Origin of the sequence: Pseudomonas sp. KCJK8993 (assembly GCF_046230915.1) — a bacterium.
GTDB lineage: Bacteria > Pseudomonadota > Gammaproteobacteria > Pseudomonadales > Pseudomonadaceae > Aquipseudomonas > Aquipseudomonas piscis.
The window spans coordinates 1-22,521 of the sequence record NZ_JBJJLO010000030.1 but is presented as its reverse complement, the minus strand read 5'-3'; the positions used below and the strand labels follow the sequence as shown (position 1 = coordinate 22,521).

Below are 22,521 nucleotides of genomic sequence, written 5' to 3'. Positions count from 1 at the left end.
GCTCAATCTTCCTTCGGCACGACCCAGAAAATCTGCACGCCACCATCGTCGCGATAGGCGAGGGTGACGTTGTCGTTTTCGGCGATCTCTTCCAGCAGGCGTTCCCATTCGTCCTGGGGTTCATCGGCGAGGCGGAAGATCAAGGCAGCCTTGGCTTTTTGGGCGGTAGGAGAGTTGATGATCTTTTGGATGCGCACACCCAGGCGTTCATAGGAGCTGAGGGGTGTTTGGGATGAGGCCACGGAACAATCCTTATTAAGCTGTACGTGCATACAGTATTTAACTGTAGGAAATTTCGCAACTGCTTAAAATTCAAGAAGTTCTTCTGACAACGCTTTGCGCGTTTGTCTCATGGCTGCCGGAAATTTTTAAGGTGGGAGAAGAAGCGGAGTGATCTGGAATCAAGGACCACTCGCCCGGGCGGGCGAGTGGCGGCAAGCCTGCTCGACCGGGGCCGGTCGAGCAGTGGGAATCAGTATTCCCAGAACATGCGTTGCAGTTCCTTGCTGTCCTGGGTCTTGGTCAGGGCGACCATGGCCAGGATGCGGGCTTTCTGCGGGTTCAGGTCATGAGCCACGACCCAGTCGTACTTGTCATCAGGTTGTTCGGCGTTGCGCAGTACGAAACCACCGGCATTGACGTGGGAGGAACGGATGATCTGCACGCCATTCTTGCGCAGCTCCTGCAGGGCCGGTACCACGCGGGAAGATACCGAGCCGTTGCCGGTGCCAGCGTGGATGATGGCCTTGGCGCCGCTTTGAGCCAGGGCCTTGTAGGCGGTGTCGCTGACGTTGCCGTAGCCATAGGCGATTTCTACGTCAGGCAGGCTCTTGATGTTCTTGATGTCGAATTCCGAATCCATGGTGTGGCGCTTGGCTGGCAGGCGGAACCAGTAGGACTTGCCTTCCACCACCATGCCCAGCGGGCCCCATGGGCTCTTGAAGGCTTCGGTCTTGATGTTGATCATCTTGCTGACGTCGCGACCGGATTGGATCTCGTCGTTCATGGTCACCAGTACGCCTTTGCCCCGGGAGTTTTTGTTGCCGGCCACGGATACGGCGTTGTACAGGTTGAGCATGCCGTCCGCCGACATGGCGGTGCCTGGACGCATGGAGCCGACTACGACGATTGGCTTATCGGTTTTTTCCACGAGGTTGAGGAAGTAGGCGGTCTCTTCCAGAGTGTCGGTGCCGTGGGTGATGACGATGCCGTCCACGTCCTTGCTGTCGGCCAGCTCGGCTACGCGGCGGCCCAGTTGCAGCAGGTTTTCGTTGGTGATGCTTTCCGAGGCGATCTGCATCACCTGCTCGCCACGGACGTTGGCCACTTGGCTCAACTCGGGAATACCGGCGATCAGTTGCTCGATGCCGACCTTGGCTGCCTGGTAGGTGGCGCTGTTGGCGGCGCTGGCGCCAGCGCCGGCAATGGTGCCGCCGGTGGCGAGGATTACCACGTTGGAGAGTTTCTGTTGGGTTTCAGCTTCCTTGGCCTGCAGGGCTGCGGGTAGGAGCATGAGCAGGGCCAAAGCGCCCGGAACGAAGGTTTTGAAGGCAGATTTCATTGTTTTCTCTCTAGTAGTGAGACAGTGCTGATGCAGGTTCATCTAGAAACACCTCGGCTGCAGATCTGTATGCGGCAGGGCACCGCAGGTTGAGCAGGATTTGTACCAGCGCTACCTTGGCCAGATATTTATTTTAAGTTACTGATTTATATCAATTTTATTTCTATATTTGACGAGCCTTGACAAGCATCTGTCCGGGTTTCCGAACGTTTGCGGGTGTGATGTTCGGCAAACCGAAAGCGACAGTCGAAAGCCGTGCGCGGGCTTTTCGCTCATGAATTAAAGATTGTTCTGAAGCGGTCGATGAGTCTTTTAGGATTTTTTTTAACTAGGAGTTCACATGTCGCTGTCAGTCGGATTTCCAGGGCCGGGGGCTATTCTGATCAATGGCAAGTCGCCCGCGACCATCAATGCGTTGAGCGACGCCAGTGCCGAGGGTGCTCCGGCAGCGCTGGGCACTGAAGACCCGGGTACTTTGCGCGTCGGCTCGGCCAAGCAGGCGGAAAAGGCCGAGAATGGCGATGCGGGTGGCGAGGGCGACACTCACAGCATCGCGGTCAAGATGTTGCTCAAGCGCATGCAGGAGCTGCAAGAGCAGCTCAAGCAGCAGCAACAGCAGCTGGCCGCTGCCCAGGCCGCCAGCTATCCGACCCCCGAGGCCAAGCAGACCGCCGTCATGGCCATCCAGGGGCAGGTCGCGCAAACCAACGCCGCACTGGCTGAAGTTTCGGGCAACCTGGTGCGTGAACTGGCCAAGGAGTCAGGCTCCTCCGGCAAGCTGGTGAATACCTCCGCTTGATCGTGCCCGCCCAGTGCCGGGCACTGGGCGGCTACCTCTTTTTAGCTATCGGCCGCCCTGTGCGTCGATGGCCTTCCCACGCTGTGAACATCATTGACAAACCCCATTCTGGTTCGCATAGTTCGCCTTACGCAAACGTTTGCGCGGAATTCCGGCAAGGATAATCGACTATCTTTTCCGAACCTCCAGGCCGTTTAGCGATACCCGGCACCTGGTTCCGCATGCCATGCAAGCGTTGCCCACAATAATCATAAGATCGGAGTGAACCCATGAAGCTGCCCTTTGCTGGACGTCTACTCGCTGCTGCGGTCCTGGCTGCTACCTGTGCAGCGCTGCCCCTCTCTTCGGCCTATGCCGATACCCCGCAGAAACCCAAGGTCGCCCTGGTCATGAAGTCCCTGGCCAACGAGTTTTTCCTGACCATGGAAGACGGTGCCAAGGCCTACCAGAAAGAACACCCGTCCGACTTCGACCTGGTGTCCAACGGCATCAAGGATGAAACCGATACCGCCAACCAGATCCGCATCGTCGAGCAGATGATCGTCTCCAAGGTCAATGCGCTGGTGATCGCGCCTGCCGACTCCAAGGCGATGGTGCCGGTGATCAAGAAGGCGGCGGATGCCGGGATCACGGTGATCAACATCGACAACCAACTCGACCCCGGCGTGCTCAAGAGCAAGAACATCAGCGTGCCGTTCGTAGGTCCTGACAACCGCAAGGGCGCTCGCCTGGTGGGCGAATACCTGGCCAAGCAGCTCAAGGCCGGGGACGAAGTGGCGATCATCGAAGGTGTCTCCACCACCACCAACGCCCAACAGCGTACCGCTGGCTTCAAGGACGCCATGGAGGCCGCGCAGATCAAGGTAGTATCCCTGCAGTCCGGTGACTGGGAGATCGACGCGGGCAACCGTGTCGCCGCGGCCATGCTCAGCGAATACCCGAACCTCAAGGCACTGCTGGCCGGTAACGACAGCATGGCCGTGGGCGCGGTATCCGCGGTGCGCGCCGCTGGCAAGGCCGGCAAGGTGCAAGTGGTCGGCTACGACAACATCAATGCCATCAAGCCGATGCTCAAGGATGGCCGGGTCCTGGCCACCGCCGATCAGTTCGCCGCCAAGCAGGCGGTGTTCGGCATCGAGGCCGCGCTGAAGATTCTCAAGGGCGAGAAGGTCGACAGCGGCGCCAATGGCGTGATCGAAACTCCGGTCGAACTGGTCACCAAGTAATCCTCCCGGCGGTACAACGGCGCCCATCCTGCGGATGGGCGCATGGAGAGTCTTTATGCCTGTTTCCGCTGCGAATGCTGTCCTCTCGGTCAGCGCTATCGGCAAGACCTATGCGCAACCGGTACTGACCGGTATCGACCTGACGCTGCTGCGTGGTGAAGTGCTGGCGCTGACCGGCGAGAACGGCGCCGGCAAGAGTACCTTGTCGAAGATCATCGGGGGTCTGGTCAGCCCCACCACCGGCCATATGCGTTTCAATGGCCAGGATTACCGCCCGGGCAGTCGTACCCAGGCCGAGGAGCTGGGCATCCGCATGGTCATGCAGGAGCTCAACCTGCTGCCGACCCTGTCGGTGGCCGAGAACCTGTTCCTCCACAACCTGCCCAGCCAGGGCGGCTGGATCAGCCGCAAGCAGCTGCGCAAGGCGGCGATCGAGGCCATGGCCCAGGTCGGCCTGGACGCCATCGATCCCGACACCCTGGTGGGTGAACTGGGGATCGGCCACCAGCAGATGGTGGAGATCGCCCGCAACCTGATCGGCGACTGCCATGTGCTGATCCTCGACGAGCCGACCGCGATGCTCACCGCTCGCGAGGTGGAAATGCTCTTCGAGCAAATCACCCGGCTGCAGGCCCGCGGGGTATCGATCATCTATATCTCCCATCGCCTGGAAGAGCTGGCCCGGGTGGCCCAGCGCATTGCCGTGCTGCGCGACGGTTGCCTGGTCTGCGTCGAGCCGATGGCCGATTACAACAGCGAGCAGTTGGTGAACCTGATGGTGGGGCGCGAGCTGGGCGAACATATCGACCTGGGCGAGCGCAACATCGGCGCGCCGGCGCTGACCGTCAGCAACCTCAGTCGTGCGGACAGGGTCCGCGATGTGTCCTTCCAGGTGCGCAGCGGCGAGATCTTCGGTATTTCCGGATTGATCGGGGCAGGGCGCACCGAGTTGCTGCGCCTGATCTTCGGCGCCGACATCGCCGACAGCGGCAGCATTGCCCTGGGCGCTCCGGCGCGGACGGTGAGCATCCGCTCCCCGGTGGACGCGGTGGCCAACGGCATTGCCCTGATCACCGAGGATCGCAAGGGCGAGGGCCTGCTACTGACCCAGTCCATCAGCGCGAATATCGCCCTGGGCAACATGCCAGCGATTTCCAGCGGCGGCCTGGTCAATGCCGAGGATGAAGAACAGCTGGCGCGCCGGCAGATCGACGCGATGCGGATTCGCAGTTCCAGTCCGGCGCAGTTGGTGTCCGAACTCTCCGGCGGCAACCAGCAGAAGGTGGTGATCGGTCGGTGGTTGGAGCGCGACTGCTCAGTGCTGCTGTTCGATGAGCCGACCCGTGGTATCGACGTTGGCGCCAAGTTCGACATCTATGGCCTGTTGGGTGAACTGACGCGCCAGGGCAAGGCCTTGGTGGTGGTCTCCAGCGACCTGCGGGAATTGATGCTGATCTGCGATCGCATCGGCGTGCTGTCGGCTGGACGGTTGATCGATACCTTCGAGCGCGACAGTTGGACCCAGGACGAATTGCTTGCCGCCGCGTTCGCCGGCTATCAAAAACGAGATGCGTTGCTCAATGAAGCGGCGCCTAGGAATGCATCATGAAAATTGCACCTGCAAGCGGCAAGCGAGGCGGCCAGTATTACGGCCTCGGCACCTACCTGGGGCTGGCGGGGGCATTGTTGGGGATGATCGTCCTGTTCTCCCTGCTCAGCAGCCACTTCCTGTCCTACGACACCTTCAGCACCCTGGCCAACCAGATCCCGGACCTGATGGTGCTGGCGGTGGGCATGACCTTCGTCCTGATCATCGGCGGCATCGACCTATCCGTAGGTTCGGTGCTGGCCCTGGCGGCGTCCACTGTCAGCGTGGCGATCCTCGGCTGGGGCTGGAGCGTGGTGCCGGCGGCCCTGCTGGGCATGGCCTGTGCCGCGCTGGCCGGCACCCTCACCGGCTCGATCACTGTGGCCTGGCGCATCCCGTCGTTCATTGTGTCCCTGGGGGTGCTGGAAATGGCCCGGGGCGTGGCCTACCAGATGACCGGTTCGCGCACGGCCTATATCGGCGACGCCTTCGCCTGGCTGTCGAATCCGATTGCCTTTGGCATTTCGCCGTCGTTTATCATTGCCCTGCTGATCATCTTCCTGGCCCAGGCGGTGCTGACCCGCACCGTGTTCGGTCGCTACCTGATCGGCATCGGCACCAACGAAGAGGCAGTGCGCCTGGCGGGAATCAATCCCAAGCCTTACAAGATCCTGGTATTCAGCCTGATGGGGTTGTTGGCGGGCATCGCTGCGCTGTTCCAGATTTCCCGCCTGGAGGCGGCTGACCCGAACGCGGGCTCCGGCCTGGAGCTACAGGTCATCGCTGCGGTGGTGATCGGCGGCACCAGCCTGATGGGCGGGCGCGGCTCGGTGATCAGCACCTTCTTCGGCGTCTTGATCATCTCCGTGCTGGCTGCAGGTCTTGCGCAAATCGGCGCAACCGAACCGACCAAGCGCATCATCACCGGTGCGGTCATCGTGATTGCCGTGGTGCTCGATACCTACCGCAGCCAGCGCTCCAACCGGCGGGTTTGACTCATGGCAACAATCAAGGATGTGGCAGCGCTGGCGGGAATTTCCTACACCACGGTGTCCCATGTACTGAACAAGACACGGCCGGTCAGCGAAGAAGTGCGGCTCAAGGTCGAAGCGGCGATCCAGCGCCTGGACTACGTGCCCAGCGCGGTGGCTCGTTCGCTCAAGGCCAAGACCACCGCCACCATCGGTTTGCTGGTGCCCAACAGTCTCAATCCGTACTTCGCCGAGTTGGCTCGGGGTATCGAGGATTACTGCGAGCGCAATGGCTATTGCGTGATCCTCTGCAACTCCGACGATGATCCGGACAAGCAGCGCAACTATCTGCGGGTACTGCTGGAGAAACGCATCGACGGGCTGATCGTGACCTCCGTCGGTGGCGACAGCGGCCTGGCCCAAGGGCTGGTCGGGGTGCGTACGCCCATGGTGATCGTCGACCGTGGCCTGGAGGGCGTGGATGCCGACCTGGTGCGCATCGATCACCAGTACGGCGCCTACCTGGCGACCCGGCATTTGCTGGAGCTGGGGCATCGCGACATCGCCTGTGTGGGCGGCCCGGCCAATACCAGCGTGACCCAGATGCGCCTGGCGGGCTTTCACCAGGCGTTGCGCGAGGCGGGGGTCGAGGTGCCGGCACGGCGCATCCTGGAGAGCGATTTCAGTAGCACCGGCGGGTACCTGGCGGCGGCGCAGCTGCTGGATGAGAGTCCGCCGAGCGCGATCTTCGCCACCAACGACATGATGGGTATCGGCGTGTTGCGCGCTGCGGCGGAGCGCAATATCCGCGTGCCCGGCGAATTGTCGGTGATCGGTTTCGACGACATCCTGTTGAGCCGCTATGTCTATCCGGCGCTGACCACCGTGGGTCAGTCGATCCTGCAGCTGGGCGAGACCGCGGCTGAGCTGTTGCTGCGCCGTATCGCCACGCGGGACCTGCCGCTGGACCAGCGCATCGTCACGCCGAGTCTCGTCTTGCGGGAATCGACCGCGCCCGTCGCTGGCGCGTTTGTGCAATACCGCTGAACCTTATTGATTGAGTATCGATGTATGCCAGCAAAAGTAGTGGTAGTGGGTAGCCTCAACATGGACCTGGTGACCCGGGCCGAGCGCCTGCCTCGGGGGGGCGAGACGCTGGCGGGCAAGTCCTTCGCCACGGTGTCCGGCGGCAAGGGGGCCAACCAGGCGGTGGCGGCAGCCAGGCTGGGCGCGGAAGTAGCGATGGTGGGCTGCGTGGGTGACGATGCCTATGGCGTGCAGTTGCGTGATGCGTTGCTCGCCGAGGGCATCGATTGCCAGGCCGTTAGCGTGGTCGAGGGTTCCAGTGGCGTGGCCCTGATCGTGGTGGATGACAGCAGCCAGAACGCCATCGTCATCGTTGCCGGTGGCAACGGCCAGCTTGTGCCCGAGAAGGTAGCGGCCGTGGACGCGGTATTGCAGCAGGCCGAGGTGATCATTTGCCAGCTCGAGGTGCCGCTGGCCACGGTGGGCTATAGCCTCCAGCGCGGTCGTGAGCTGGGCAAGACAGTGATTCTCAACCCGGCGCCAGCCAGCGGGCCGTTGCCGGAACACTGGTATGCCTGGATCGACTACCTGATTCCCAACGAAAGCGAGGCCGGCGCACTCAGTGGCGTGGTCGTCGATTCGCTGGAAAGCGCCGAGCAGGCGGCCAGCCGCTTGCTCGCCGCGGGTGCCGGCAAGGTCATCATCACCTTGGGTGCCCAGGGCTCATTGTTCGCCGATGGCAGCCGCTTCGAGCAGTTTCCGGCGCCCAAGGTGCAGGCCATCGATACCACGGCGGCGGGGGACACCTTCGTCGGTGGCTTCGCGGCCGCGTTGGCGGCCGGCAAGAGCGAGGCCGAGGCCATCCGTTTCGGCCAGGTGGCGGCGGCTCTGTCAGTGACTCGTGCCGGCGCCCAGCCTTCCATTCCCACGCAGTCCGACGTCGAGGCGTTCATTCCCGCATGAAAAAGACCCCTTTGCTCAACATCGCCCTGATCGCCGGCGTGACTTTCTAGGTCGCCAACCGGTTTTTTCCCACTTTGCACAAGGAGTGCGCTATGCGCCGCTATGCTCAGCTGTTCCACCACTGGTTCCGGAGTCTACTGCTCTTGTCTTTGCTCACTGCTACCGGCGCCCAGGCGGCGGAAAAGATCGACCTGATCATCGATACCGACCCGGGGGCCGACGATGTGGTGGCCCTGTTATTCGCCCTGGCGTCGCCCGAGGAGCTGCATGTCCGCGCCTTGACCACCGTGGCCGGCAACGTGCGCCTGGACAAGACCTCGCGCAATGCGCGCCTGGCGCGTGAGTGGGCCGGGCGCGAGGAGGTTCCGGTGTACGCTGGTGCCCCTACGCCTTTGCTGCGCACGCCCATCTATGCCGAGAACATCCATGGCAAGGAAGGTATTTCCGGGGTCACGGTGCATGAGCCCAAGGCTCCCCTGGCCAAGGGCAGTGCGATCAACTACCTGATCGACACGTTGCGGGCGGCCAAGCCCCATAGCATCACCATCGCCATGCTCGGCCCTCAGACCAACCTGGCGCTGGCGCTGATCCAGGCTCCCGACATCACCCAGGGCATCAAGGAGGTGGTGGTCATGGGGGGGGCGCACTTCAACGGCGGCAATATCACTCCGGTGGCGGAGTTCAACCTGTACGCCGATCCCCAGGCCGCCGAAGTGGTGCTCAAGAGTGGCGTCAAGCTGACCTACCTGCCGCTGGATGTCACCCACAAGATCCTGACCAGCGATGCGCGCCTGCAGAAGATCGCGGCATTGAACAACAATGCCAGCAAGGTGGTGGGCGATATCCTCAATGAGTACGTCAAGGGCGATATGGAACACTACGGTATTCCAGGTGGCCCGGTGCACGATGCGACCGTGATCGCCTACCTGCTCAAGCCAGAGCTGTTCACCGGGCGTCAGGCCAACATGGTCGTCGACAGCCGCGAAGGTCCTACCTTCGGCCAGACCATCGTGGACTGGTATGACGGCCTGAAGCAGCCTAAGAACGTGTTCTGGGTCGAGAACGGCAATGCCCAGGGCTTCTTCGACCTGCTCACCGAGCGCCTGGCTCGCCTGAAGTAAGCATCGCCCCCGCAGGCACCTGCCTGCGGGGCTCTAGTCCCGACGGCTTGCCGGGTATTTCTCGAATACCGCTCCATGAACGCCAAGGCCGACCCCACCCTCAGATCCCTGACCAGCAGGTCGACGCCGATGATCGCCAGTTCTTCCGGGCTTGCAGGGCTATAGGTGAATTGGCCCTGGGGCCATCTGGCCTTGATGTCGGCGTCGATGTCGGCGATGGGCATGCAGTCTCGCTGGTTCTAGGGAAGAGGGCAGGTAAGCTTGCGGAGTTAAGCCTGTCGTCCTGGTTGGCGCACCGCGACTTAGGCATCAGGCGAGGGCTGTGCGACACTGCGGCTTTTCCGTGCTCAAGGACGCCCCTGTGCAAATCGACCTGACCCAGCCTGATGCCCTGACTCCGCAAGCGGTACGCCAATTGCTGGCTTCGGCCAGCGACAAGGTCCACACCCAGTTGCGCGTGAGCAAGGCCGGTATCGCTTATATTTCCTCGGGAGTGGTGGGCGGAGCCCAGATCGATGGCGTGCTGTTTCGCCTGGAGACCTGGGCTGCTGGCTCCGGTTACGTAGGGGAGGTGGCCGCTAGCGATGAGGCCTGGGTGATGCAGGTCCTCAATGCGCTCAAGCAGAACTGGCCGAAGCCGGCATTCGACTACATCGATATCTACTGAGCGTCATTCATATCCAGTGACGATTGTCCGCTGAAACCGGCAGGTTGGCTGAGGCAGACTTGTCCGCCGCGTGCGATGGGGCAAAATGCCATTTCGTTTTGCAACCAAACGCAAAATTGACTGTCGCACGATCTCTGTACATTTTTAAAAGGAGGCTTCATGCCTTGGAAGTTCGCTTCATTCGCAACCTTGTTGGCCGTGGCAGTCCTGAGTGGTTGCAGTACCGATGGGTCGACCAAGGAACCCGTGGCTGCAGCCGAGGCTGGGCATACTCGTTGTGAAGCAACCGCCGCCGAATTCGCCGTCGGCAAGAAGGCCTCCGCGGAGCTGCTCGAGCAAGCCCGTACCCGCGCTGGCGCGCAGTATGCGCGCTTCCTCAAGCCCAGCGACATGATCACGTTGGAATATCGCTCTGATCGCCTGAACCTCAATACCGACGCCGACCTGGTGATCACCCGGGTCAATTGCGGCTAAAGACTGCAGGTTTTACTTGCCCACAAAAAACCCCGTCACATGGACGGGGTTTTTAGTTCGCTGAGAAATTACTCAGGGCGAACTTGTGCAGCTTGCATACCCTTTTGGCCTTTCTCAGCCACGAAGGAAACGGTTTGGCCTTCTTTCAGGCTTTTGAAACCGTCGCATTCAATAGCTTTGAAGTGTACGAACAGGTCGTCACCGCCACCTTGAGGAGTGATGAAACCGAAGCCTTTTTCATCGTTGAACCATTTTACGGTGCCGGTTTGGCGATTAGACATGGTGTATCTCCAAGAAACATATATTTTCAGTAGTGCTGTGTTGCTCAGGCCAACTGGGCACACCGAGCTATCATAGTCGAAATGTTCGGCTTGGGAGCCCCCTGTGGAGGCTGTTTGCCTGATGCGCTGGTGAGTTTTCCTGCTTGGGCTGGCTACAGGCCCCGGTTTAAGGGGCTCCTGCAGAAAAACATACGGTGATAAAAAAACCGTAAAAGCTGTATTCCAGTGTCGGAAGGCCGCGTTCAGCCTGCTTGGCTAACATCGACGCGGCTCGTTCCTGGTAGTGTCGGGTTATTTCGTCACCCGGCATGCGGCGATGGCGTCGAGTGCCCGGGTGCGTAGGTCGGCACTGGGTTGTTTGGTCTTGCTCATCAGTTCCTTGATTTCCTCGGTCGTGAATTTTTCATTCAGTTTTTCGGCACCGCAGGCGCAATGCTGCTCGGCGCTTTTGGCATCGATGCTCTGGCTGGCCGCTGCAGTGCAGTCCTTCATGTAGTCGGCACGGGTGCCGGCTGGCCAGGCGGCCTGGGCGCTCAGGGGCAGCAGCAGGGCGAACGGAGCGGCTAGGGCAAGCAGGTTGTTGAGGCGCATGGGGCGATTTCTCCTGAAGTCGGTAGCAAAGACGACGATTCTCGGGGTGTTTGAGGGCTGGCGTACATGCCAAGTTCACTTTCTTCAATAAAAGACCGGAAACTGCAACTTGCGAAGTTCGCCACGCGATGATTGTGATTTTTCTGTGCTAGCATGCGCCGCTTGGGTGTTTTCAGGCTTTGGGTGTTTCACTGTCCCTCGCGGTCGATGCCTTTTTTGATTTGAATTCCAGTCACTCTGGTTCGTCCCTGGCAGGCCGAAAGGTCTCTGCCACTGTGAGGCAGGCTTTCCCGTGGGAAAGGCAGGGCGGATCTTGTACTGGCTCATCCCAACCCACGTGACCTTTGGTAGGGGTCACCACTAGGAGAGGAGGCGCCATGCCCACTATTACTCTTCCCGATGGCAGTCAACGTTCGTTCGACAAGGCCGTATCCGTAGCCGAAGTCGCCGCCTCGATCGGCGCTGGCCTGGCCAAGGCCACCCTGGCCGGCAAGGTCGACGGCAAGCTGGTCGATGCTTGCGACCTGATCGAACACGATGCCACCTTGCAGATCATCACCCCCAAAGATGAAGAGGGACTGGAGATCATTCGTCACTCGTGCGCCCACTTGATCGGCCACGCGGTGAAGCAGCTGTATCCGACCGCCAAGATGGTGATTGGCCCTGTGATCGACGAAGGCTTCTATTACGACATCGCCTATGAGCGTCCCTTCACTCCGGACGACCTGGCTGCCATCGAGCAACGCATGCAGCAGCTGATCGACAAGGACTACGATGTCGTCAAGAAGATGACTCCGCGTGCCGAAGTCATCGATGTGTTCCAGAGCCGTGGCGAAGACTACAAGTTGCGCTTGGTGGAAGACATGCCCAACGAAACCGCCATGGGTCTGTACTACCACGAAGAATATGTTGACATGTGCCGCGGTCCACATGTGCCGAACACGCGTTTCCTCAAGGCTTTCAAGCTGACCAAGCTGTCGGGTGCCTATTGGCGCGGCGATGCCAAGAATGAGCAGCTGCAGCGCGTCTATGGCACTGCCTGGGCCGACAAGAAGCAATTGGCGGCATACATCCAGCGTATCGAAGAAGCCGAAAAGCGCGACCATCGCAAGATCGGCAAGCAACTGGACCTGTTCCACCTGCAGGAAGAAGCGCCAGGCATGGTGTTCTGGCACGCCAACGGCTGGACCATTTACCAGGTGCTCGAGCAGTACATGCGTAATGTGCAGCGCGAAAACGGTTATCTCGAGATCAAGACTCCGCAAGTGGTCGACCGTATTCTTTGGGAGCGTTCCGGCCACTGGTCCAACTACGCCGAGAACATGTTCACCACGTCCTCGGAAAGCCGTGACTACGCGGTCAAGCCGATGAACTGCCCATGCCACGTGCAGGTGTTCAACCAAGGCCTGAAGTCCTACCGTGACCTGCCACTACGTCTGGCCGAGTTCGGTGCCTGCCACCGCAATGAGCCATCTGGCGCCCTGCATGGCATCATGCGCGTGCGTGGCTTCGTACAAGACGATGCGCACATTTTCTGCACCGAAGAACAGGTGAAGAAAGAAGCCGCCGACTTCATCAAGCTGACCCTGGACGTCTACAAGGACTTCGGCTTCAGCGACATCGCCATGAAGCTGTCGACCCGCCCGGCCAAGCGCGTGGGCTCCGAAGAGCTGTGGGATCGTGCCGAGGGTGCCTTGGCCGATGCCTTGAACGAGTCTGGCCTGGAATGGGAATACCAGCCGGGAGAGGGCGCGTTCTACGGCCCGAAGATCGAGTTCACCCTGCGCGACTGCCTGGGTCGTAACTGGCAGTGTGGTACCCTGCAGTACGATCCAAACCTTCCAGAGCGCCTGGATGCCAGCTATATCGCCGAAGATAACAGCCGTGTTCGCCCGGTCATGCTGCATCGCGCGATCCTTGGGTCGTTCGAGCGTTTCATCGGCATGCTGATCGAGCATTACGCAGGCGTGTTCCCGGCTTGGCTGGCGCCAACCCAGGCGGTGATCATGAACATCACCGACAAACAGGCCGATTTCGCCCTTGAGGTGGAAAAAACCCTCAACCAAAGCGGATTTCGTGCCAAGTCCGACTTGAGAAATGAAAAGATCGGCTTTAAAATCCGCGAGCATACTTTGCTCAAGGTTCCCTATCTCTTGGTTATTGGAGATCGGGAAGTCGAGATGCAGACTGTCGCTGTGCGTACCCGTGAAGGTGAAGACTTGGGCTCGATGCCTGTCGCCCAGTTCTCGGCGTTGCTCGCACAAGCGGTTTCCCGGCGTGGTCGCCAAGATTCGGAGTAATTATTATTAAGCGTGATATGAGACAAGATAAACGAGCTGCACCGAAAGCCCCGATCAACGAGAATATCTCGGCACGCGAGGTTCGGTTAATTGGCGCTGACGGCGAGCAGATTGGCATCGTCTCGATTGATGAAGCGCTTCGTATAGCTGAAGAAGCCAAACTGGATCTGGTGGAAATTTCCGCCGACGCAGTCCCACCTGTTTGCCGGGTGATGGACTACGGCAAGTCGATCTTCGAAAAGAAGAAGCAACTTGCTGCTGCGAAAAAGAACCAGAAGCAGATTCAGGTTAAAGAAATCAAGTTTCGTCCAGGGACGGAGGAAGGGGATTACCAGGTAAAACTACGCAACCTGGTACGTTTCCTGAGTGACGGGGACAGGGCCAAGGTTTCCTTGCGATTCCGCGGCCGTGAGATGGCCCACCAGGAGCTGGGGATGGAACTCCTCAAGCGGGTTGAAACTGACCTGCAAGAGTACGGTTCGGTCGAACAGCATCCTAAGATGGAAGGACGCCAGCTGATCATGGTCATCGCCCCGAAAAAGAAGAAGTAATCAACAGGGCACGGCAGGCCTTCTGATTATGTTTATCAATTGAATGCGGAGTATCCGAACATGCCAAAGATGAAAACCAAAAGCGGTGCTGCTAAGCGGTTTCTGAAAACTGCTAACGGTATCAAGCACAAGCACGCTTTCAAGAGCCACATCCTGACCAAAATGTCGACCAAGCGTAAGCGTCAACTGCGCGGTAGCAGCTTGCTGCATCCGTCTGACGTGGCAAAAGTCGAGCGCATGCTGCGCCTTCGTTAATTTTTGGATCAAGAATAGAGGAAGTAACTCATGGCTCGTGTAAAGCGTGGCGTCATTGCCCGTAAGCGTCACAAGAAAATTCTGAAACTTGCTAAAGGCTACTACGGCGCTCGCTCGCGCGTATTCCGTGTTGCCAAGCAAGCGGTAATCAAGGCAGGCCAATACGCCTACCGCGACCGTCGTCAGAAAAAACGTCAGTTCCGCGCTCTGTGGATCGCTCGTATCAACGCTGGTGCTCGTACCAACGGCCTGTCCTACAGCCGTCTGATCGCTGGTCTGAAAAAGGCGTCCATCGAGATCGACCGTAAGGTTCTGGCTGATCTGGCAGTGAACGAAAAAGCGGCGTTTGCTGCGATTGTCGAGAAAGCTAAAGCCACCTTGGCTTAAGTACCCCCGACAGTCATCCGGGTCCACCCTCGTGGGCTCTGGTGTTAAACGTCATAAATAGGGGAAGAGCCTTCAAGCTCTTCCCCTATTTTGTATCTGGAGTCTGTACATGGAAAACCTGGATGCGCTGGTTTCTCAAGCACTTGAGGCCGTGCAACACGCAGAAGACATCAATGCCCTGGAACAGATCCGGGTTCACTTCCTTGGCAAGAAGGGCGAGCTGACTCAGGTGATGAAGACCCTGGGCAACCTGCCAGCCGAAGAGCGCCCGCAAGTCGGTGCGCTGATCAACGTTGCCAAGGAGCGTGTAACAGAGGTTCTCAATGCTCGCAAAGCGGCTTTCGAGGAGGCGGAACTCAGCGCCAAGCTCGCCGCCGAGTGCATTGACGTAACCCTGCCGGGCCGTGGCCAGACCTCTGGTGGTCTGCATCCGATCACGCGGACCCTGGAGCGTATCGAGCAGTTCTTCACCCATATTGGCTACGGCATTGCCGAAGGCCCTGAGGTCGAAGACGACTATCACAACTTTGAAGCGCTCAACATCCCAGGCCACCACCCGGCCCGGTCGATGCACGACACCTTCTATTTCAATGCGAACATGTTGTTGCGCACCCATACCTCGCCGGTACAGGTCCGCACCATGGAGTCGCAGCAGCCGCCGATCCGCATCGTCTGCCCAGGCCGTGTGTATCGCAGCGACTCCGATATCACCCACTCGCCGATGTTCCATCAGGTAGAAGGCCTGCTGGTGGATCGCGGGATCAATTTCGCCGATCTGAAGGGCACCATCGAGGAGTTCCTGCGGGTGTTCTTCGAGAAGGAACTGGCTGTGCGTTTCCGTCCTTCCTACTTCCCATTCACCGAGCCGTCCGCTGAAGTCGATATGGAATGCGTGATGTGCAGTGGTAAAGGCTGCCGCGTCTGCAAGCAGACCGGATGGCTGGAAGTGATGGGTTGCGGCATGGTTCACCCGAACGTGCTGCGTATGTCCGGGATCGATCCGGAAGAATTCCAGGGCTTTGCCTTCGGCATGGGCGCCGAGCGCCTGGCCATGCTGCGTTACGGTGTCAATGACTTGCGCCTGTTCTTCGACAACGACTTGCGGTTCCTTGCGCAATTTCGCTAGTCGCGCGTCCGTAACGAATCTATTAGGAGAGCAGGATGAAATTCAGTGAACAATGGCTGCGTGGCTGGGTTAGCCCGCAGGTAAGTCGCGACGAACTGGTCGCTCGTCTGTCCATGGCCGGCCTTGAGGTGGACAGTGTTACGCCAGCCGCCGGTGATTTCAGCGGTGTGGTGGTGGGGGAGGTACTAAGCACCGAGCAGCACCCTGATGCCGACAAACTGCGGGTCTGCCAAGTCAGCAACGGAGCCGAGCCTTTCCAGGTTGTCTGTGGTGCGCCGAACGTACGCCCCGGCCTGAAGGTTCCGTTCGCGATGATCGGTGCCCAGTTGCCCGGCGACTTCAAGATCAAGAAGGCCAAGCTGCGTGGCGTCGAATCCAACGGCATGCTGTGTTCCCAGGCGGAGCTGCAGATCGGCGAAGGCAACGACGGCTTGATGGAGTTGCCGGCTGACGCGCCAGTGGGTGAGGACATTCGTGCCTACCTGAGCCTGGACGATGCCAGTATCGAGGTCGACCTGACCCCTAACCGCGGTGACTGCCTGTCGTTGGCCGGTATTGCACGCGAAGTTGGTGCCCTTTATGCGGCTAAGGTGCAGCGACCGGAAGTCAAGGCAGTTCCTGCGGTGCACGATGAAGTGCGTCCAGTTGACGTGTTGGCGCCGGCAGCCTGCCCGCGTTACCTGGGACGGGTGATCCGTAACGTGGACCTGTCCAAGCCGACCCCGTTGTGGATGGTCGAGCGCTTGCGCCGTGCTGAAGTTCGCAGCATCGATGCCGCAGTGGATATCACCAACTACGTGATGCTTGAGCTGGGGCAGCCGCTGCATGCGTTCGACTTGGCCGAGATCAACGGTGGCATCCGTGTGCGCATGGCCGAAGAGGGCGAGAAGCTGGTATTGCTCGATGGTCAGGAAGTGGCCCTGCGCAGCGACACCCTGGTGATCGCCGACCATACCCGCGCCCTGGCGATTGCTGGTGTGATGGGGGGTGAGCACAGCGGCGTCACCACCAAGACTCGCGATGTATTCCTGGAAAGCGCGTTCTTCGACCAGATCGCCGTGGCTGGCAAAGCCCGTTCCTACGGCCTGCATACCGATGCTTCCCATCGTTATGAGCGTGGCGTGGATTGGCAGTTGGCCCGTGAGGCGATGGAGCGTGCTACTGGCCTGCTGCTGGAAATCACCGGCGGTGAAGCCGGCCCGATCATCGAAACCGTCAGCGAGCAAAATCTGCCATTGGTGGCGCCTGTCACCCTGCGGGCCGAGCGCATCAGTCAAATGCTGGGCATGGAACTCGAAGGTTCCGAGGTCGAGCGTTTGCTCACCGCGTTGGGTCTGACGGTAGCTGCCGATGGGGCAGGGCAGTGGCGTGTTGAAGTCCCGAGTCATCGTTTCGATATCAGCCTCGAGGTCGATCTGATCGAAGAACTGGCACGCCTTTACGGTTACAACCGCCTGCCGGTTCGTTATCCGCAAGCCCGCCTGGCTCCACAGGCCAAGGCCGAGGCGCGGGGCGACTTGCCGGCACTGCGGCGCTTGCTGGTGGCTCGTGGTTACCAGGAAGCCATCACCTACAGCTTCATCGATCCGAAACTGTTCGAACTGTTCAGCCCTGGCGTCGAGCCCTTGCTGCTGGCCAACCCGATTTCCGCCGACATGGCGGCCATGCGCTCGTCCCTGTGGCCAGGCCTGGTCAAGGCGCTTCAGCACAACCTGAACCGTCAACAGGATCGCGTCCGCATGTTCGAAAGCGGCCTGCGGTTCGTTGGTCAGCTGGAAGGCCTGAAACAGCAGCAGATGCTGGCAGGTATCGCTTGTGGTACTCGGTTGCCTGAAGGTTGGGCCCAAGGCCGCGATAGCGTGGACTTCTTTGACGTCAAGGCGGATGTAGAGGCGGTGCTGGGTTTTGCCGGCGCCTTGGATGCGTTCACTTTCGTACCGGGCAAGCACCCTGCGCTGCACCCGGGCCAGACAGCGCGCATCGAGCGCGAGGGACGTGAAGTCGGTTACTTGGGAGCCATTCATCCGGAGCTGGCCAAGCAGCTCGGACTGGATCGCGCGGTTTTTGTGTTCGAACTGGTCCTGAGCGAAGTGGCCCATGGTCGTTTGCCGAAGTTCCACGAGCTGTCGCGCTTCCCTGAAGTGCGTCGTGACTTGGCCCTGCTGGCAGATCGTGACGTTGCCGCCAGTGCGGTCCTGGAGGTGATTCGCGAGAATGCGGGCGAGTGGCTGACCGATCTCAGGCTATTTGACGTGTACCAGGGTAAAGGTATTGATCCTCATAGAAAAAGCCTTGCCGTTGGCTTGACCTGGCAGCATCCATCGCGCACTCTTAATGACGATGAGGTGAACTCAGCGACGCAAAACATCCTCACCTCGCTCGAACAAAGGTTGAACGCCACGCTAAGGAAGTGACGTATGGGGGCTCTGACGAAAGCTGAAATGGCCGAACGTCTCTACGAAGAGCTGGGCCTGAACAAACGCGAGGCCAAGGAATTGGTCGAGCTATTCTTTGAAGAAATCAGGCACGCTCTCGAAGATAACGAACAGGTCAAATTGTCCGGTTTCGGTAACTTCGATCTTCGGGATAAACGCCAGCGTCCTGGTCGGAACCCGAAGACGGGTGAAGAAATCCCGATCACGGCTCGCCGAGTCGTCACCTTTCGTCCAGGGCAGAAGTTGAAAGCCCGAGTTGAGGCTTATGCTGGAACCAAGTCATAACGACGAGCTCCCGGTCATTCCGGGTAAACGTTACTTCACCATTGGTGAAGTCAGTGAGCTCTGTGCGGTCAAACCGCATGTGCTGCGTTATTGGGAGCAGGAGTTTCCTCAACTCAACCCCGTCAAACGCCGCGGAAATCGCCGGTATTATCAGCGCCAGGATGTGCTGATGATCCGGCAGATCCGCGCGTTGCTTTATGACCAGGGATTCACCATCGGGGGTGCGCGCTTACGCCTCTCCGGGGATGAAGCCAAAGACGATACCACTCAGTACAAGCAACTGATCCGTCAGATGATCTCCGAACTGGAAGATGTGCTCGTAGTACTCAAGAAATAATTCTCTGCTTTAAATACTTCCACTTTTCAAAAGGTTGCGGTATATTCCTCAGCGTTTCCTGAGAAGTGAAACAGGTTTCACGCCTAGTCGGGGCGTAGCGCAGTCCGGTAGCGCACTAGCATGGGGTGCTAGGGGTCGAGTGTTCGAATCACTCCGTCCCGACCATATTCCTGAGTAAAATCAGACACTTAAGCCGATCTCTTGATCGGCTTTTTTGTGCCTGCGCAAAACCCGCGCAAAACTACCCCGTGATTTCGCTGATATTAAGGTCGGGAATCGCCTCCGACCAGACGATTTCAGCATTATCCTTCTGGTAGTTTTTGGTCATGGTCTCGCTGGCATGGCCGGCTATCTTCTGACCATCCTTCCCAGCTTTCTGATACAGGTGCAGCGACAGCGCCCGCACTTCATGGAAGCCAGGCATTTCCTCCTCTTTCCATCCCTTGTAGCAACCCGCCGCTTCCCGGGCTTCCTTGAAGGCTCGCGTCAAATATCGTTCTTCGACCTGCGTCCAGTGGTCCTTCGTCTGCTCCTGTTTCTGCTTCTTGCGGTCAGGTCGGCGGAGGATCAGGTAAGGCGAGACTATGTCGTCCCGGCACCGGCTGATCACGGTCTGCAGCTCCTCGGTCACCTTGAACCGAATCCATGCTGCATCGCTGGCCTTGGCCGTCTTCTGTTGCACCACATACAGAAACCCTTCCCGAACCCCATCGAATCGCATGTTGAGGATAACCCCACGAGCTGACACATAAATAATCGAGATCACCGCCATCTGGCGGTTTTTTTGTGCCTGGAGGAAAAACCAATGCGTACGTCGCAACGCGGCTTGAGCCTGATCAAGTCATTCGACGGCCTGCGCCTGCAAGCCTACCAAGATGCCGTCGGTGTCTGGACTATCGGCTACGGCACAACCCGTGGCGTTGAGGCGGGCATGTCGATCAGCAAGGAGCAGGCCGAGTGCATGTTGCTCAATGATGTCCGGCGCTTCGAGCCTGAGGTGCAGCGACTGATCACTACACCGCTGAACAGAACCAGTGGGACGCCCCCATGAGCTTCACCATGCAACATGGGCTCAGCGAATCTGGAATCGTCGACGCTCCATCGCCTGCTCAATGCTGGCGACTATGCCGGAGCCGCAGAGCAGTTCCTGCTCTGGCACAAAACGGGTGGGAAAGTGCTATCGGGCCTGACGCCGTCCGCGTGTGGCAGAGCGTGAGCTGTTCCTGGAGGCGGCATGAAGGCCCCGGGCTGGTTGTTGCCAGTCCTGGCCCTGTTGCTGGTGCTCGCCTTGGGCGGTTGGCTGGCCTGGTCCTGGCCGGCGAACGCCTACGGCCAGGCCCTGGCTGAGCAGGCCTAGACGTACAGCTCGGACCGCGAGCAGGCCGCTACGGCGGTAATCAATTGGCAGGGCGAGAAGCAGGACGCCCGCCGGGCCTTGGAGGATCGCCAGCCACCGCCGGTGCCAGCGGCAGCTCAACGAATTGTCGGAATCACCGGTGACGGTGACCAAGGACTGATCGCCCTGGCGGCCTGCCAGAGCTACGTCAACGAAATTGTTTCAACGAAGTGAAAAAGAGCGGTTGGGCCCGTTGCGTCAACATCTAACCCGGCCGCTGTCCCCGCCGATATGTACCTTCAGACAATCCTCGCCACTATTCTTATCGCAGTAGTGCGCGGGGATGTTGACCTAAACGAACTAGCTCGACTGCATCTGCGGTTCCAGCAAGAAAGCTGGGGACCGGCAATCACGAATTACTCACCCTCAAAACGCTTCATACACAGGTTTGGTGCAGTCTTCGTATACCACCTGGCAAGCCTTGCCTCCCGTGTCGACACATGACTGTTGAGCCACCATGCGGGCTTCTTCAGGGTCTTTGGCACTGCCCAGGCCAGAGCGGGACGGCCCGTCCTGGCTGCTGGGAACTACCCACGCGACACATTGGTTTCGATACGTAAAAATCACCTTGCAATCAGTCGCCCCCCGCCTGCTGCAATCGGACAAGGCCAACTTCTCGGCACTCTCCTTGCTGGGCCTGTTGACGGCAACCCCAGCATCTGCGGTTGCTCCAGATGAAGCGATTGCGCCCCAGGTCTTATGCCACTGCCCGGCGGGCTCCTGCTCGCGGGAGCTCCCGCCAGCGCCTGGGATCGGAGCGCAGCCGCCAACCCCTTGATCGCCGATGGGATATTGCCCCGCAGGACATCTCCCCTCCGCTTCTGCAATTGCCGGAAAGGCAAGGGCCAATAGTAAAAGCACATGGGCCCAGTGCAGCGGTACAGTGCCGAACATAGACGATTTCATATACACCTCAATTTCACACAGGGCTCGTGTTTGCGCACTACTCACCCGATGCGTTCCCCCGTGTTCCGGGATGTAGAACCAAACGCTGATCGCCTTGAGGGCTATTGTCCTCGGCTGCGTAAGGTCGTTCAGAAAAATAGTTTGGTATGCCAACTGCGCCGGTCAACATAGGACGGATAAGCTAATGGCCCATTGCCGGTATCGATTGCGGCCGCCATTCCTAGGCCAGTTCAGATGCCAGGGCCACTGGCCGCCGGTTGTGTATGTCGACCATGCCTCCGGTGCTGTCGGCGGTGATGATCACAAAGCCATCATGTTCTCCGGCCCCTTCGTCCGGATCTGGTAGCTGTCCAATCGAGGTGCAGAATATCGGCGAACCCTGGATCAGGTAGGGCTGCTTCTTTGGGCCTCCTGCGTCGACCCATTCGAGCCATCAATCGATCGGGCATATGGCCCGGTGCGGCCAGATCTGGCGGAAGAAAGGCCCGTGGGCCACTTTCTCGACCCGGGCGTTAATCGGTGCGGCGCGGTCTTTGCCCAGTGTGGCCTCCAGCTCCATCGGACAGCGTCGGCGTGTAGTTGGTCGTCGGCAGTATGGAGGAGGTGAGCTGCATCGTTGGTGCCGTGTTGCAGCGCTCTAGAGGCTGGGGCGCTCCTGCACCCAGGCCTGGATTTTCAACAGTGGTCCGGGTCCTGATGTTTTCCCGAGACTAGTTGATGCAAAGATCGACGGCATGGCACCGCTCGGCCTGAACATCAGCGGGCTTGAAGAGGTGGATGGGGCGCTGTACGCGCAATCGGGGTGGTGTCGAGTTGAATGAAGTAGGCGGGGACGACCGCAGGGACCAGAATTCTGGGCCCCGCGGTGGCAGATTAGTTAGCCAACTCTGATAACTGGCCCGTCATTTGCCCCCGTCGTTGTATCGGCCGACGGATTAAAGGTGAGCGAGATATTGCTCACGGTAAAGGTTTGATGTTGGCGCGCGGTGTTCGCCATGGTGCCCCACCGGATTCGAGCGTATCCAGGAGTCTTGGCGGTACCTGAGCCCTTGCCCTGGTCATCAATCCGGCCACAAGTGAATTCCATGGCCTGTAGCCCCTCGGCCTCATCGACGTTCCACCACCGCACATTCGCGACCGTGTTGTCGTTCTCTATGACGTTATTGAGCTTGATAGTGAACGTCGCCGATTTGAGAGAAATGCCGGAGGTGTTCTCCAAAACGGGAGCGACTATCGTGTTTTGGTCCGCTTCTGGGGGGTAAAACTCCTGGCTGT

Annotated in this window: 23 protein-coding genes, 1 tRNA gene and 5 pseudogenes; 20 read left to right on the top strand and 9 right to left on the bottom strand. The window is 59.5% G+C overall.

All coding sequences use genetic code 11. From position 1 onward, the window contains the following. Positions 1–2 precede the first annotated feature (2 nt). Both ACK6AU_RS12390 and ACK6AU_RS12385 read right to left on the bottom strand, forming a co-directional pair. The gene (locus tag ACK6AU_RS12390) at positions 3–272 is read right to left on the bottom strand and encodes a DUF1654 domain-containing protein (RefSeq protein ID WP_053138153.1); all 270 of its coding nucleotides are present in this window, start codon (positions 270–272) and stop codon (positions 3–5) included. 200 nt (positions 273–472) lie between these two features. Next, a complete protein-coding gene (locus ACK6AU_RS12385; protein WP_409299482.1) occupies positions 473–1,561 on the bottom strand; it encodes an asparaginase in 1,089 nt (362 codons plus the stop codon). Positions 1,562–1,901: 340 nt separating this feature from the next. Between ACK6AU_RS12385 and ACK6AU_RS12380 the strand changes: the two genes are divergently transcribed. The 7 genes from ACK6AU_RS12380 (at position 1,902) to ACK6AU_RS12350 (ending at position 9,255) form a co-directional block, all read left to right on the top strand. Continuing rightward, on the top strand, positions 1,902–2,360 hold the full coding sequence (locus ACK6AU_RS12380) for a hypothetical protein (protein ID WP_185701712.1): 459 nt from the start codon (positions 1,902–1,904) through the stop codon (positions 2,358–2,360). Between the two features lie 269 nt (positions 2,361–2,629). Next, positions 2,630–3,586: a sugar ABC transporter substrate-binding protein gene (locus tag ACK6AU_RS12375; RefSeq protein ID WP_409299481.1), complete on the top strand. Its 957-nt coding sequence runs from the start codon at positions 2,630–2,632 to the stop codon at positions 3,584–3,586. Positions 3,587–3,641: 55 nt separating this feature from the next. Continuing rightward, on the top strand, positions 3,642–5,195 hold the full coding sequence (locus tag ACK6AU_RS12370) for a sugar ABC transporter ATP-binding protein (protein WP_185701714.1): 1,554 nt from the start codon (positions 3,642–3,644) through the stop codon (positions 5,193–5,195). After that, positions 5,192–6,169: an ABC transporter permease gene (locus ACK6AU_RS12365; RefSeq protein WP_185701715.1), complete on the top strand. Its 978-nt coding sequence runs from the start codon at positions 5,192–5,194 to the stop codon at positions 6,167–6,169. The genes ACK6AU_RS12370 and ACK6AU_RS12365 overlap by 4 nt, the downstream gene beginning before the upstream one ends. A 3-nt stretch (positions 6,170–6,172) precedes the next feature. Then, positions 6,173–7,192, top strand: a complete 1,020-nt coding sequence (locus ACK6AU_RS12360; protein ID WP_185701716.1) for a LacI family DNA-binding transcriptional regulator — start codon at positions 6,173–6,175, stop codon at positions 7,190–7,192. Between the two features lie 24 nt (positions 7,193–7,216). Next, positions 7,217–8,134: a ribokinase gene (gene rbsK / locus ACK6AU_RS12355; protein WP_185701717.1), complete on the top strand. Its 918-nt coding sequence runs from the start codon at positions 7,217–7,219 to the stop codon at positions 8,132–8,134. A 92-nt stretch (positions 8,135–8,226) separates the two neighbouring features. Further along, positions 8,227–9,255: a nucleoside hydrolase gene (locus tag ACK6AU_RS12350; RefSeq protein WP_185701719.1), complete on the top strand. Its 1,029-nt coding sequence runs from the start codon at positions 8,227–8,229 to the stop codon at positions 9,253–9,255. A gap of 33 nt (positions 9,256–9,288) precedes the next feature. Here ACK6AU_RS12350 and ACK6AU_RS12345 read toward each other — a convergent pair. Beyond that, positions 9,289–9,479: pseudogene (locus ACK6AU_RS12345) on the bottom strand (hypothetical protein). A gap of 137 nt (positions 9,480–9,616) precedes the next feature. Between ACK6AU_RS12345 and ACK6AU_RS12340 the strand changes: the two are divergent. Continuing rightward, a complete protein-coding gene (locus tag ACK6AU_RS12340; RefSeq protein ID WP_185701720.1) occupies positions 9,617–9,922 on the top strand; it encodes a hypothetical protein in 306 nt (101 codons plus the stop codon). A 159-nt stretch (positions 9,923–10,081) separates the two neighbouring features. Beyond that, positions 10,082–10,396, top strand: a complete 315-nt coding sequence (locus ACK6AU_RS12335; protein ID WP_409299480.1) for an I78 family peptidase inhibitor — start codon at positions 10,082–10,084, stop codon at positions 10,394–10,396. A gap of 68 nt (positions 10,397–10,464) precedes the next feature. On the opposite strand, the gene ACK6AU_RS12330 is transcribed toward ACK6AU_RS12335, so the two are convergent. Next, positions 10,465–10,677: a cold-shock protein gene (locus tag ACK6AU_RS12330; protein WP_185701722.1), complete on the bottom strand. Its 213-nt coding sequence runs from the start codon at positions 10,675–10,677 to the stop codon at positions 10,465–10,467. 291 nt (positions 10,678–10,968) lie between these two features. Then, positions 10,969–11,268, bottom strand: coding sequence for a hypothetical protein (locus ACK6AU_RS12325; protein ID WP_185701723.1), 300 nt, complete (start codon positions 11,266–11,268; stop codon positions 10,969–10,971). A 377-nt stretch (positions 11,269–11,645) separates the two neighbouring features. Between ACK6AU_RS12325 and thrS the strand changes: the two genes are divergently transcribed. From thrS to ACK6AU_RS12280, 9 genes are all read left to right on the top strand, one after another. Continuing rightward, positions 11,646–13,568, top strand: coding sequence for a threonine--tRNA ligase (gene thrS, locus ACK6AU_RS12320; RefSeq protein WP_185701724.1), 1,923 nt, complete (start codon positions 11,646–11,648; stop codon positions 13,566–13,568). Then, the gene (gene infC, locus ACK6AU_RS12315) at positions 13,568–14,119 is read left to right on the top strand and encodes a translation initiation factor IF-3 (RefSeq protein WP_176719736.1); all 552 of its coding nucleotides are present in this window, start codon (positions 13,568–13,570) and stop codon (positions 14,117–14,119) included. Before thrS ends, infC begins: the two co-directional genes overlap by 1 nt. Before the next feature lie 60 nt (positions 14,120–14,179). Continuing rightward, complete coding sequence (gene rpmI, locus ACK6AU_RS12310; RefSeq protein ID WP_002553160.1) at positions 14,180–14,374, top strand: 50S ribosomal protein L35; 195 nt, start codon at positions 14,180–14,182, stop codon at positions 14,372–14,374. A gap of 30 nt (positions 14,375–14,404) precedes the next feature. Next, a complete protein-coding gene (rplT, locus tag ACK6AU_RS12305; protein WP_016963673.1) occupies positions 14,405–14,761 on the top strand; it encodes a 50S ribosomal protein L20 in 357 nt (118 codons plus the stop codon). A gap of 109 nt (positions 14,762–14,870) precedes the next feature. Further along, the gene (gene pheS, locus ACK6AU_RS12300) at positions 14,871–15,887 is read left to right on the top strand and encodes a phenylalanine--tRNA ligase subunit alpha (RefSeq protein ID WP_068585791.1); all 1,017 of its coding nucleotides are present in this window, start codon (positions 14,871–14,873) and stop codon (positions 15,885–15,887) included. Between the two features lie 35 nt (positions 15,888–15,922). Further along, on the top strand, positions 15,923–18,301 hold the full coding sequence (pheT, locus tag ACK6AU_RS12295) for a phenylalanine--tRNA ligase subunit beta (RefSeq protein ID WP_409299479.1): 2,379 nt from the start codon (positions 15,923–15,925) through the stop codon (positions 18,299–18,301). Positions 18,302–18,304: 3 nt separating this feature from the next. Further along, on the top strand, positions 18,305–18,607 hold the full coding sequence (gene ihfA, locus ACK6AU_RS12290) for an integration host factor subunit alpha (protein WP_002553164.1): 303 nt from the start codon (positions 18,305–18,307) through the stop codon (positions 18,605–18,607). After that, on the top strand, positions 18,588–18,944 hold the full coding sequence (locus ACK6AU_RS12285) for a MerR family transcriptional regulator (protein ID WP_007920509.1): 357 nt from the start codon (positions 18,588–18,590) through the stop codon (positions 18,942–18,944). The genes ihfA and ACK6AU_RS12285 overlap by 20 nt, the downstream gene beginning before the upstream one ends. 88 nt (positions 18,945–19,032) lie before the next feature. After that, positions 19,033–19,109 (top strand) — tRNA-Pro (locus ACK6AU_RS12280). Between the two features lie 76 nt (positions 19,110–19,185). Here ACK6AU_RS12280 and ACK6AU_RS12275 read toward each other — a convergent pair. Further along, positions 19,186–19,683: pseudogene (locus tag ACK6AU_RS12275) on the bottom strand (tyrosine-type recombinase/integrase); the annotation flags it as partial. A 66-nt stretch (positions 19,684–19,749) separates the two neighbouring features. Between ACK6AU_RS12275 and ACK6AU_RS12270 the strand changes: the two are divergent. Both ACK6AU_RS12270 and ACK6AU_RS12265 read left to right on the top strand, forming a co-directional pair. Next, positions 19,750–20,160, top strand: a pseudogene (locus ACK6AU_RS12270) (lysozyme). An 18-nt stretch (positions 20,161–20,178) separates the two neighbouring features. Then, a pseudogene (locus ACK6AU_RS12265) lies at positions 20,179–20,514 on the top strand (hypothetical protein). A gap of 192 nt (positions 20,515–20,706) precedes the next feature. Here ACK6AU_RS12265 and ACK6AU_RS12260 read toward each other — a convergent pair. The 3 genes and pseudogenes from ACK6AU_RS12260 to ACK6AU_RS12250 all read right to left on the bottom strand — a co-directional run. Next, positions 20,707–21,234, bottom strand: a complete 528-nt coding sequence (locus ACK6AU_RS12260) for a DUF4189 domain-containing protein (protein WP_409299500.1) — start codon at positions 21,232–21,234, stop codon at positions 20,707–20,709. Between the two features lie 235 nt (positions 21,235–21,469). After that, positions 21,470–21,893, bottom strand: a pseudogene (locus ACK6AU_RS12255) (SOS response-associated peptidase family protein); the annotation flags it as partial. Positions 21,894–22,123: 230 nt separating this feature from the next. Continuing rightward, positions 22,124–22,521, bottom strand: a 398-nt coding sequence (locus ACK6AU_RS12250) for a hypothetical protein (RefSeq protein WP_409299478.1), incomplete at its 5' end; no start/stop codon positions are given.